This window comes from Paenibacillus rhizoplanae, from assembly GCF_042684125.1.
GTDB classification, from domain to species: domain Bacteria; phylum Bacillota; class Bacilli; order Paenibacillales; family Paenibacillaceae; genus Paenibacillus_AQ; species Paenibacillus_AQ rhizoplanae.
Genome location: NZ_JBHUKY010000023.1, coordinates 113,417 through 126,220 on the forward strand (window position 1 = coordinate 113,417; position 12,804 = coordinate 126,220).

A 12,804-nucleotide genomic window follows, 5' to 3' on the forward strand; every position below is an offset into this window, starting at 1 on the left:
GGCCTCACTTTGTGGGGGATTCTTAGCTATTCTCTCTGCCGGAAGGGCAGCAGCAGCTTCATCGTGGTGTAGCGGCCGACCTCGCTCTCAATGGACAAGCCGTACTCCCCGCCAAAAGCGAGCTGCAGCCGTTCGTTCACACTGCGCAGCCCGATATTCTCCAGCATCCCCGTAGCTTCGTCCCCGGGAACGGTTAGAATGGTGGCAATCTGCTCCGCCGTCATTCCGACCCCATTGTCCTCGATCGTGATGAGCAGATCCGTGAATCCGCTCTTCGTGACCCGGACAACAATATCACCTCTGCCCTTGGGCTCGATGCCGTGGAAGATCGCATTCTCCACCAGGGGCTGGAGCGTGAAGCGCGGAATAAGCCCGCCAAGCAGCGCTTCCTCTTCAATCTCTGTGATCATGGTAACCGTGCTGCCGTACCGGTATTTCTGAATCAGGAAATAATCCTCCAGCAGGCTCAGCTCATCCTTCAGCGGCATCAGCCGCCGGTTGTCCTTGGCAATGCTGCGGAGCAGCCGGGACAGGGAGGTCGTCATCTCCGCAATGCCGGTGGCGTTCTGGATCGTAGCCATCCATTTGATCGAATTCAAAGTATTGTACAGAAAATGCGGATTAATCTGATTCTGGAGCATCCGGTATTCCAGCTCCTGCTTCTGCTTCTCGTCCGCAAGCCGGCTGTCCATGAGGGCCACGATATCCTGGGACAGGCGGTTAATGCCCCGGCCGACATCGCCCAGCTCGCTGTTCCATTCAATACCCGAGTCCAGCAGGAAATTGCCCTGGGCGATCTTATCCATGCGCTTCTTCAGCTTCTCCACCGGAAGGCTGATCGTGCGGGTCAAATACAGCGTAATGATCGCGCTTAAGACAAGCACGAGCAGACAGACGCCGAGCAGGACGAGAATCCATATATTGCTCCGGGGCGCGAACTGGTCGCTGGATAAGGTCTGCGAGAGCATGACACCGCTGCGTACCGGATACGATACCACGATATGGCTTTCCTCATCATCCTGCATTTTCACCATGGACAGCTCGGTATCGGGGCCGACAGGCTTGTCACTGGTATAGGCTACCGGCTCATAGGGTTCCTCAATGGCCTTGACCTGATCTCCGTTAAGCTGATAATGATGATCGCCGAGCGTAAGCAGCAGCCGGGAGTGCTCCGGCAGGGCATAGCCCTTCAGCTTGTCCGTAATGACGGAGGTATTCGCGAGCAGGTAGACGGTTCCCACCCGGGTGGCCCCCCGGCCATAGATCGGGAACACGAAGGGAATTCCGTAGGAATTGGAGAGCGGGTCCTTAATCACCCGGTCCCACTGCTCTTCGGCATCATTCGCCAGACCGGTCACTTGACCGATATTATGGATCGTAAGCGGAATGGAGGTGCCGAAATTCTCCACCTGCAGGAATTTTCCGCTGTTGTCTGTGGTAATAAGGCGGCGCACATAGCTATACGAACGGTTGATCCGCAGATCCTCCTGCATGGCATTGAACACATTAAGCGCCTGCTTGGGGCTGGCCTCCACTGAGCCGAAATATTCGGTAAGCAGGGTGTTCGTAGACGAGTTGGTGCTGCTGGTCATCGCCAGCGTAGTCAGGTTAATCAGATCCTGTTCGATAATATGGGAGACGAGCTGGAGGTTGAATTCCGTCGCCTGGATCGTCGTTTTGCGCTGGTAATACGTAATCAGTTCGTAGCTGAACCAGGACAGCAGCGTCGCAATCAGCAGCGCAAAAGCGGTCATCAGCAGAATAATGCGGCTTTTAATAGTAGATTTACGTACCGTGGTGAACACTCCTTCATGAATAAGGACCTATTTAAAGCGTTTTCAACTACCATAGCATATTCCTGCGTTTCATTATAGAGCCGGGGGGAGAAGCTGAGGATTTTACAGGTTTCGGATAAGAAATTACAGGTTTGGGGCAGGCCGTGCGGAGAAGAGCACAGAATAGTGAATGAACTGTGTTTGATTTTGCATCCCCATGGGATCTGAAAAGGCTTACAATTTGAACTAAGGCCAGGTAAACAAATGGGCCGGTTATGGATAGACCATCAGAAGATAAAGGGGATACTTACATGAACTTGAAAAGATTCTACGGCATGACCCTTGCCACCGCGCTCTCCGTGAGCATGCTGGCCGGATGCTCCGGCAATAACAATACGAAAGACGCTGCTGCCACTGCCGCACCTGCTTCGGGCAACGCTGCAACCGCTTCCTCCGAACCAGGCCAGGAGCCAGTGACGCTGAAATGGGCACTGTGGGACTGGGAAGCCACTGCGTACTACAAGCCGCTGATTGATGCCTATAAAGCTGCACATCCGAACGTAACCATCGAATATGTCGATCTTGGCTCCACGGACTATATGACCATGCTCAGCACACAGCTCTCCGGCGGAGCGGACCTGGACGTTCTTACTATTAAAGATATTCCCGGCTACTCGAACCTGGTGAAGCAGAATCATCTGGAGCCGCTGAAGACCTACATGGGTGACAAATCCATTGATCCTTCCCTATATGGCGGTACCGTTGAACAGATTGAAGTGGGCGGCGAGGTGTATGCGCTTCCGTTCCGCAGTGACTTCTGGCTGGTCTACTACAACAAGGCCCTGTTTGACAAAGCAGGCGTAGACTATCCAAGCAACGATATGACCTTCGACCAATATGATGAGCTGGCCCGCAAGATGACCTCCGGCAGCGGATCGGAAAAAGTATACGGCGCCCACTACCACACCTGGCGCAGCGCGGTTCAACTGTTCGGCATTCTGGACGGCAAGAACACGGTGGTCGGCGGCAACTATGATTTCCTGAAGCCTACCTATGAGCGGATTCTGAAGGAGCAGGAAGACGGTATCGTCATGGATTATGCGACCCTGAAGACCTCCAGCACGCATTACTCCGGCGTATTCTATAACAACTCCGTAGCCATGATGAACATGGGCAGCTGGTTCATTGCCACCCAGATTGAGAAGGTGAAGAGCGGCGAATCCCAGTCCAAGGAATGGGGCATCGTGAAATACCCTCATCCGGACGGCGTTGAAGCCGGAACGACTCTGGGCACGATCACTTCACTGGCCGTTAACCAGAAATCCAAACACAAAGAAGCAGCGCTTGACTTCATGAACTTCGTAACCGGGGCAGAAGGCGCCAAGGTGATTGCTTCTACCGGTACGATTCCTGCGATCAAGAATGATGAGGTTATCAATTCTATCACTTCCATCGAAGGCTTCCCGGCTGACGAGAACAGCAAGGCTGCTTTGAATACCGTTCAGACTTATCTGGAAATGCCGATTCATGAGAAGAGTGCGGACATTGAGGTTATTCTGAATGAAGCGCATGACAACATCATGACGAAGAACGCTACGATTGACGAAGGCTTGAAGGATATGAATGACCGTGTTGGCCAGCTTTTGAACAATTAATGTGAACGTGTAACGTTAGTGTCCTGAATGAAGGGCGGGCGAAGGCCCGCCTTCCATATAAATAGAGGACATCACAGCACTCACATTAACAGGCTTCGAAGTAATCCCTACTTTGCGGGGATGTTATATAAGGTTTGGAGGAGAACAAATGCAGAACGAAACCCTATTGCGTACAAATAAGAGCCCAAAAAGCCGGTTGTCGCGCGGATTCCGGGATAACCTGGTCGCGTATAGCTTTATTGCGCCGAACTTTATCGGATTTGCCCTGTTCACCCTGGTACCGATGATTTTTGCCTTTATTCTGGCCTTTGTGAAATGGGACGGGGCCAATCCGATGAAGTTCATCGGGCTGGACAACTTCACCCGGCTGATCTCGGATACCACCTTCCACAAAGCCTTGTGGAACACGATTGTCTACACCATCGGAGTCGTGCCGCTGACCATGATTGTAGCGCTGGCGCTGGCGATTCTGCTTAATCAGAAAATTATAGGCCGCAATTTCATGAGAACGGTCTTCTTCTTCCCTTACGTGGCTTCGCTGGTAGCGGTTGCGGCGGTATGGAACTTCATCTTCAGCCCGACCATGGGGCCGATTAACAACATTCTGCATACGATTACCGGTATTCCGCTGGAGGACCTGCCCCGCTGGGCGGCGGATAAGCAGTGGGCGATGTTTACGGTAGTGCTTTTCACAGTGTGGAAAAATATGGGTTACTACATGGTCATCTACCTGGCCGGTCTCCAGGGGATTAACCCGGAGCTGTATGAGGCTGCTGAGCTGGACGGCGCAGGCCCGTGGAGAAGATTCCGCAACGTGACTGTGCCGCAGCTGGCACCAACCACCTTCTTTGTCCTGATGATTCTCGTCATCAACTCGTTCAAGGTCTACGATATCTTCATCAACCTGTTCGCCGGCGCGGATAACCAGCTCAATAACTCTACCAGGGTTATGGTCTATCAGATCTACAACACGGCGTTCCGCTCGCTTGATTACGGATATGCCAGTGCCATGGCGATTGTACTCTTTCTGCTGGTACTTGGCATCACCATCGTCCAGTTCCGCGGCGAGAAGAAATACGGACAATAGGGGGATCTATAAGATATGGTTGGTAAAAGTAAAGGACTTAGAATCAGCTTAATGGTGCTTGTATATGCCCTGTTAATTCTGACCGTGCTGGCGATGCTGGTACCGTATATCTGGATGCTGTCGTCTTCGCTCAAGCTGAACAAGGATGTCTTCTCCTTCCCGATGCAGTGGATTCCGGCGAATCCGCGCTGGGAGAATTTCGCGGATATCTGGACACGGATTCCGCTCGGACGTTTCATTTATAACACCGCCAAGCTATCCATTATCGTAACGATTCTGCAGCTGCTGACCTCCAGCTTCGCGGCGTATGCGTTCTCCAAGCTGCATTTCCGGGGCAAGAATGTAATCTTCCTGGGATACATCGCAACCATCGCGATTCCTTGGCAGGCCTACATGGTGCCGCAGTTCATTCTAATGCGCTACATGGGGCTGAATAATACTCACCTGGCAATCATTCTGCTGCAAGCCTTCTCGGCCTTCGGTGTGTTCATGATGCGTCAATTCTATCAGGGGGTGCCAGATGAATTATGTGAAGCGGCCCGGATTGACGGACTGAGCGAATACGGAATTTGGGCAAGAATCATGCTTCCGCTGTCCAAGCCCGCGCTGTCCACGCTGACCATATTCACCTTCGTCGCCACCTGGAATGACTTCCTGGGGCCAATGATCTACCTGACAGACACGAAGCTCAAGACCATCCAGATCGGTCTGCGGATGTTCATCTCCCAGTATTCTGCGGAGTATGGCCTGATTATGGCGGCGAGTGTGGTGTCGATCATTCCGGTAGTGATTGTGTTCCTGGCGCTTCAGAAGTACTTCGTGCAGGGCGTTGCTGCTTCGGGGATTAAGGGATAGTGGAGCGTTAGATTGAACTATAGAGATTGAACTTGTTCTCTTAGAACTGAACACATCAATTACTGTATTGTTGAATGAATTTGCTTTAGCTGTAATTCTGTGAATAGGGTCAGACCCCGGAGGTTCCGTATAACGAAACTACACCAGCCGGTCGACCGGCCAGACGAGTCTGCTTCTAACGGACCTGAGAGACTCTATTCCCTGGAAAACGCCACTTTTGGCGGTTTAACGGACTGAGTAGCACTTATCGCTTCTTTACATGATGTTTAGAGTAGAAATTCCAAGAATAAGCTCCACGGGGTCCGTTAGGTTGCCCAAGAGGGGACTTTCATCGGAATAAGAGCCCACTCAGTCCGTTACGCCGGGCCATACGCCCCAAATGGACAGCTCTCGTCTTCATCTGGGAATGGAGGAGCTAGAATGGCACCTGAAGGGATTCCCTCTTCTCCTGTAGTCCTTCAGGCATCATAGCGCCCCATCCACCCGTTTAAATCTGACGTTGTACTGGTTAGAGTATCAGCCTGGCAGTTGCAGCTTTTCGCAGTCTGCCAGGTATTTGTATACCCGCATTGTGAATTTAGACGAAGGTCTGCCCAAATCAAACATTCTTCTACCGACATGTTGAATGCGCTTACTTAATTGAGAAAGAGGAGGATTAATGAATGAACAGAAAGAACCGCGTGAAGAAAAGGCTATTCTCTGTGCTGATGTCCGCTACACTCGTGGCCGGGATGTTCCCTGCCCTCGGTCTGCCGTCGGCGTCGGCGGCTGTCGTCGATACGGTCTATGCTGCGGCTTATATGGGCACCAAGACTACCGCAGGTACGACACTTCCGGCGAGCATCGAGATTGCAGGTCAGGCTGCGGCGGTGAACTGGAACATCGGCGAAGATACCTTCGATGTACCGTATGATACGGTGGCAGTTACCGGAACCGCGAACGGCGGACCGGTGGTTGCCAGTGTGGAGGTGGTTCCGCCAGCCGGCAGTCCGCTGGTCTACTTTGTGGACAGTGGCAGAGGGGGCGATTCTTTTGGCAATGGTCCTTCTGCTTCACCTCTATACGAAGCGGTCAGAACACTGACCGGCAGTGAGCTGCTTAACCTGTCACCGGACCAGAAGTATGTCGCCGGTACCACAGACTGGGGATTCGATGATTCTATCCATAAAGTGAAAAATTCCAAGAACGGTAATCTTACCGATCCTGCCACTGATCCAAGCCTATGGGTTGTCGGGCTGCGCGCAGACCCTGCCAGCAACGATATTATTTATAAACTGAAAGCGCTTCAATCCGGAACCTATACACTTAGCAGCGGTTTCTATGATTGGTACGGCAGCCGTGACCGGGTCATTCAGCCCCGGCTGGAATACCAGAATAGCAGCGGGGAGACCAGGACGATCCCGTTTGCTCAGTTCAACACGAATAAGACAAAATTTATTTCCGGTGAATTTACCATTCCCGCAGATATTGACACCAGCAGTCCGATGACGCTGACCTATGCTTATGTCTCCGGGGAGAAGCCGATTCTTAGCTGGTTCGCTGTTGCCAGAGGCGCGATCAAGCAAGAGATGGATAACGCCCGCCAGACCGCAGCTTCTACAACCAAGATTCTGCTCGATGGGAACGATATCCGGCCGGATAATGTCAACGGACTGACCTTCAAGGGGTTCGGCGTACTCAGCGGCAACAGCACCAGTGCCCTGCTGATGGACTATAAGTCCGAGCAGCCAGAGGCCTATGCCCAAATGCTGAAGATTCTGTTCGGCGGTGACCGCCCGCTGATCGACCATGTCAAGATTGAAATGGGCAATGACCGCAATAACTCTACCGGTCCTGACCCTTCAACGATGCGTACGGAGGATGAAGAGGCCAATGTGGCCCGGCATCCCGGCTTCCAGCTTGCGGCGGATGCCAAGGCCGTCAATCCGGCGGTCAAGGTGAGCTTCCTGCGCTGGAATGCTCCAGCCTGGGCTAACAATAACGACAAGATTTATACCTGGTACAAAAAGACCATTCTGGCCGCATACCGCGAATACGGCTATATGGTGGATTATGTGAATCCCCATATCAATGAGCACGCGCCGGATCTGGCCTGGACGAAGCAGTATGGCGAGAGGGTCAAGAATGATACTGAAGATTTCAAAAACGATCAGGAGAAAGAGCTGTACCACAGCATCCAGCTGGTGATTTCCGACGAGGTCGGCATCGGCTCCTTCGGGGATGCCATGGTGAACGATTTGTCGCTGCGTGAGGCGGTAGCTGCTGCCGGATTCCATTACAATACCGATGATGACAGCAAAGGAAATTTCAAACGGCTTGCCGATGAGTTCGACAAGGAAATCTGGAACAGTGAGGCACAGGCCACCTTCAGCAACTCGGCCTTCCGTCCTAATAATAATATGAAGGACCCGTCAGAGGCAGGGACAGGAATTGGCGGCACCGGCGGGCCGCTGGAGATGGGCAATACCATTATCAAGGGCTTCGTGAATTCCCGGCGGACGCATTTCATCTATCAGCCGGCGATTGGGTCCTTCTATGAAGGTGGACAATACTCCTTCAAAGAGCTGCTCAGTGCGCGTGACCCGTGGTCGGGCTTCATTCATTATGACGCGGGGCTGGTCATTCTGAAGCATTTTAACGGATTCGCCAAGACCGGCTGGGAGAATGAAGACAATACGGCTGGCATCTGGAGAGCCGTTCCTGCGGCCAGCTACACCGGGGCAACGGGCACGAATCCGGTCAGCGGACGCAACGGCACTCCGAGTTATATGACGCTTGCCGCTCCTGACAAGCAGGATTTCTCGACTGTAATCATCAATGACAGCCAGTATGAGAAGATCTACAAGCTCCAGGCCGTGAACATGGGCTATACCGGAAATCCTTCGCTGGAGGTGTGGGAGACCCGCGCGGCGGACAAAGGTCAGGCTTTTAACAGCAATTATATGAAGCCTCTTGGTGATGCCCATGCCGATGGCAGCGGCCTGTATACCATACGTGTGAAGCCGTTCTCGATTGTAACCGTAACCACACTGGATAACCGCACGGATGAAGAGTTCGTTACGCCGCTTCCGGTTGAAGGAGAACGTACGGTGCTTGACACCGATGCAACCGGGTTCGTACAGAATACGGAGGATCAGATCCTGTATGCGGATGACTTCAATTATGGAGACAGAACCGTGCCTGTTATCGGAGAGGGCGGTGCAATTACAGATGAAGAGAGTTATGTCAGCTCACGCGGCGGGCCGCAGAGTGTAATTCCGCGCTATACCCAGGACCTCAACGGCGCATTCGAGGGGTATCTGGTAGACGGCACGGATAACTATGTGCTGCGGCAGCAGCTGGACCAGGTAACTACCGGCGTGGGCGGGGCCTGGAACGGAGGAGATCCGGTCACGGTCATCGGCGATTACCGCTGGACTAACTATAAGGCCAGCGCTGATGTTTCTTTTGAACAGAACAGCACTTATGGCGGGAACAATTACGCAGCGGTCGGAGCCAGATATCAGGGCGGTCCGCAGACGATTAACGGCACGCCTTATGCGCTCAAATTCTGGTTCGATGGTGGATGGCAGCTGCTGTCCAGCGGCACCGTGGTCGCCAGCGGCAATGCGGCCACCGGCTCCGGTGGCGTGAAGATTGACGGATTTGATATCGCACATGACGCGTGGCATAACATTGCCATTCAGGTGGCCGGTGACACGGTGACTGCTTATTTGGATCAGGTTGAGCTTGCCTCCTATACCGATCCGAATCCGAAGCTCTCCGGACGCGTGCAGCTCGCGAGCGGCTTCTACCATGTCCGCTTCGACAATCTGAAGGTAGAGAAGGTGGAGGGTTATACGCCTTATTATTCAGAGCAGCTGGATAACCTGGAGATGTTTGATCTGGCGCAGTCACCTGGGGCGAAGCTGGCATACGAGGGTGCCTGGGCCCATGAGAATGGCAAAGGCATGTATGTGTATCAGCGGTCCCTCTCTACCAGCCAAGGGGCTGGTGCGGCGCTGAAGTATACTTTTACCGGCACGGGACTTGATATTCTGGGACCGAATGACGGCTCAGCCAAGCTGGAAGCTGTAGTGGACGGCGAACTTGAAGTGGTCTCGGGTGCTGCTTCCGCAGCGAGGGAGCTGTATCAGGCCTTCACGCTCCGTGGACTGAAATACGGTGAGCATACCGTTCAGATCAAAGTGCTGAGCGGAACCCTGGCCGTGGATTCCGTAGCGGTCATCGGCGGGGAAGGGGCTGGCAGCCCGGATACAGCGGGGCTTCAGCAGGCGGTGAATGCTGCGCTGGAGATCAGCAGAGAGGACGATTTCCCCGAGAAGGACTGGAATATCTTCGTTCATGCACTGGGCGCAGCCCAGGCAGCACTAAGTGATCCGGTTCTGTACAGATTGGATCAGGAAGGAGCTGAGCACCTTGAAGCCCGCCTGACCTTCGCCCGGAATTTGCTGACTACGGGAGATGTGAGAGAGCTTGCCGCTATCGCGGATATGGCAACCTATGCAGGACAGCTGCCGGAGCTTCCCGCCAAGGTGGAAGCCACACGTGCAGACGGCACGAAATTACAGGTGGCCGTGAAGTGGAATCTGGAAGCGGTCAGCTTCAACAATCCTTTTGAAAGGGTGGCTGTAACCGGCTCCTACGGAAGCTTGAAGACCATGGCTTATGTGGAGGTTGTGCCACAAGGGCTTGTGTACTTCCTGGACCCTGGAGTCTCGGCGGATGGCGACACCCCGCCATATACGACGATCAGGAATTTCGCAGGCGAGGGCTTGCTGAATAACAAAGCAGACCAGCTGTCGGCAGATGACACGGTATGGGGACATACCAACACGGGGGCGAACTATAACCCTAAGGGGCTGGGCGGTGCTGTAGTCACTACCGATAAGGCCCAGACAGGGGTATACAGCTCAAATACGAAGAATACGCCGCTCGTCTACAATCTGCCGCTCTCTGCGGGCAAATACACAATTACTTCCTACCATCTGGACTGGTGGAACAATGCCAGCCGGACCATGGATATTACACTCAGCTATGTGGATGCCGGGGGGAAGGCCGTGAATGAGACCGCCCAGACCAACCTGGTAGCAGGCCCGAATGGGGTCATGGCTCAGCATGATTTCACGCTGCCGGTCAGCGGTACAGTGAAATATTCGGTGAACAATACGTTCAGTCAGGCGGCTCTGATCAGCTATCTGGCTGTAGCAAGAGATAAGACCAGTGTGGACAATGAGCAAGCTGTTGCTGAAGCGAAGAGCATGATTGAAGGAGCGTCTTACAGCGTCAAGAAGGCGCAAGCGAATAGTGAAGAAGCTGTAAGGAGCTGGCTGGTGCAGACCATTAGCGGGATGCCGGGCTTCAAGGACACCGGGGTTACCCTGGGGGATATTACCTTGTCTGCATTCCGGGGAGCAACGGAGGACACAGAGGGCAGCTTCACTTTCTCGGTAACCTTAAGCAAGGGAGAAGCATCGGCAGAAGGTACTGCCAGCGGTACAATCACGCTGCCGGTACCGGATAGGGTTCCGCCGGTGATTACCCTGAATGGTGAGACGACAGTTAATCTACCGGTTGGTGCGGAATATACCGATGCGGGAGCAACAGCCTATGATGATCAGGACGGAGATATAACGGACCGTATTTCGACAACGGTCACCAGCGAAGTGTATGGCTTGACTGAACTTGATGAACTTGATACGTCCAAGGTCGGTATTTATACCTTCCATTACAATGTCAGTGATACGGCGGGCAACGCGGCTGCTGAAGTGACAAGACGGGTAGTGGTTGCGCTCGATCCGGATGTAACGAAGCCGGTAATTACCTTACTTGGTGAAGCATCGGTTCAATTGGTGAAGGGTTCAAACTATACGGATGCCGGAGCTACAGCGGCAGATGACCGTGACGGCGATATTACAGACCGTATCGATGCAACGATTACGCAGGATGGGAAGACCGTGCTGACGCTGGATACTTCAGCAGCAGGCAGCTATGTGTATCATTATAATGTGACTGATACAGCGGGCAATACGGCTGCTGAAGTGACAAGAACGGTCACTGTAAAAGAAGCGGAGCTGCCGCCGGAAGTAATTCCAACCCCGACGCCAACTCCCGCTCCGACAGCAACACCGGCTCCTACAGAGGCGCCGGTATGGACAGCGGCACCGGCCGTAACGCCTTCGCCAACTGCAGCACCGTCCCCTTCTCCGCAGACGGAGAAGGTTCTTACATCGGCTGATTTCCCGGCACCGGCTGGCGGAGCTATAACCGTTCACCTTACAGATGCTACAGAATCCGTGCTGCTTCCAGCGGGTTTAGCCGGAATGACTGGAGAGAATACCCTGCGTTTTGCCTGGAACACAGTTGCCGTTGAGCTGAGTCCGGAAGTGCTGAAGAGCATCCGGGAGAAGGCCGCCGGAGCTGGAGGACAGCCGGAGGGAACGGCAATCAGACTCTCTGCCGTGAAGACAGCGAGAGCAGCTGCGGAGCAGCTGATGAACAACCCGGCGGTTAACGGGTCCGTCCGGTTATCGGCGGCAAGCGATGTAATCCGCTTCAGCCTGGAGGCTGTGGCTGCGGACGGCACTGCCGTACCGGTCACAACGTTTAACCAGCCGCTGACGATTACCTTCACGGTTGATCCTAATGCTAACCGCAGCTTACTCGGCGTCTACTATATTGCTGCCAGCGGTGCCGTGGAATACATGGGCGGCACGCTGACAGACGGTAAACTTACCGCTGGTGTGCAGCATTTCAGCCAGTATGCGGTGCTGGAGTATGACAAGACATTCTCGGATGTCAGCAGCAATAGCTGGGCCAGCGGTGTTATTAAGTCTATGGCTGCAAAGCATATCATCGAAGGGATTTCCAGCAGCGAGTTCCAGCCGCAAGGAGAAGTCACAAGGGCGCAATTCGCCGCGATGATTACACGTGCGCTCGGCCTTAAGTCGGCAAGCCCATCCGCATTTGCCGATGTGGATGCCAAGTCCTGGTACGCTGAAGCCGTGGCGGCAGTGCATGAAGCGGGCATCGTGCTCGGACGCAGTAAGGATGCCTTCGCTCCTAATGAACGCATTACCCGCGAGGAGATGGCGGTCATGATCGTCCGGGCTTACGCCACCCTGCCGGGAAGACAAACAGGCGATTCAGCCGGAAGCTCGTTCAGTGACTATTCCCGGATTCAGGATTGGGCGAAGAACGCTGCCGTTACCGCTGAACAGGCCGGCCTGATCCAAGGACGCGGCAACCAGCAATTCGCGCCGCAGGAGACCATGACCCGTGCCGAGAGTGCGCAAGTCATCGCTAATCTGCTGGGGCATAGGTAAGCTGGGTGTATAAGCTGCATCTCTAAGTTACCGGCTTAACTCCATACTAACTATACAAGTCAAACAGAGCAGCGGTTCTCCAGTATTGGGGAACCGCTGCTCTGCGT

The 12,804-nt window shown here is 53.8% G+C and carries 5 protein-coding genes; 4 read left to right on the forward strand and 1 reads right to left on the reverse strand.

Going from position 1 to position 12,804, the window contains the following annotated elements; translation table 11 throughout:
• Positions 1 to 26 precede the first annotated feature (26 nt).
• Positions 27 to 1,805, reverse strand: a complete 1,779-nt coding sequence (locus tag ACFSX3_RS13600) for a sensor histidine kinase (protein WP_379255899.1) — start codon at positions 1,803 to 1,805, stop codon at positions 27 to 29.
• Positions 1,806 to 2,086: 281 nt separating this feature from the next.
• Between ACFSX3_RS13600 and ACFSX3_RS13605 the strand changes: the two genes are divergently transcribed.
• From ACFSX3_RS13605 to ACFSX3_RS13620, 4 genes are all read left to right on the forward strand, one after another.
• Positions 2,087 to 3,430: an ABC transporter substrate-binding protein gene (locus tag ACFSX3_RS13605; RefSeq protein ID WP_209984820.1), complete on the forward strand. Its 1,344-nt coding sequence runs from the start codon at positions 2,087 to 2,089 to the stop codon at positions 3,428 to 3,430.
• Between the two features lie 148 nt (positions 3,431 to 3,578).
• Positions 3,579 to 4,517, forward strand: coding sequence for a carbohydrate ABC transporter permease (locus tag ACFSX3_RS13610; protein ID WP_209984814.1), 939 nt, complete (start codon positions 3,579 to 3,581; stop codon positions 4,515 to 4,517).
• Between the two features lie 15 nt (positions 4,518 to 4,532).
• On the forward strand, positions 4,533 to 5,372 hold the full coding sequence (locus ACFSX3_RS13615; protein WP_173129975.1) for a carbohydrate ABC transporter permease: 840 nt from the start codon (positions 4,533 to 4,535) through the stop codon (positions 5,370 to 5,372).
• A 662-nt stretch (positions 5,373 to 6,034) separates the two neighbouring features.
• Positions 6,035 to 12,697, forward strand: coding sequence for an S-layer homology domain-containing protein (locus ACFSX3_RS13620; protein ID WP_209984811.1), 6,663 nt, complete (start codon positions 6,035 to 6,037; stop codon positions 12,695 to 12,697).
• Positions 12,698 to 12,804 lie beyond the last annotated feature (107 nt).

What these genes read in the sequence shown, in the direction of transcription:
- ACFSX3_RS13605 (WP_209984820.1), top strand. Translation starts at nt 2,087, where the DNA reads ATGAACTTGAAAAGATTCTACGGCATGACCCTTGCCACCGCGCTCTCC.
- ACFSX3_RS13610 (WP_209984814.1), top strand. Translation starts at nt 3,579, where the DNA reads ATGCAGAACGAAACCCTATTGCGTACAAATAAGAGCCCAAAAAGCCGG.
- ACFSX3_RS13615 (WP_173129975.1), top strand. Translation starts at nt 4,533, where the DNA reads ATGGTTGGTAAAAGTAAAGGACTTAGAATCAGCTTAATGGTGCTTGTA.
- ACFSX3_RS13620 (WP_209984811.1), top strand. Translation starts at nt 6,035, where the DNA reads ATGAACAGAAAGAACCGCGTGAAGAAAAGGCTATTCTCTGTGCTGATG.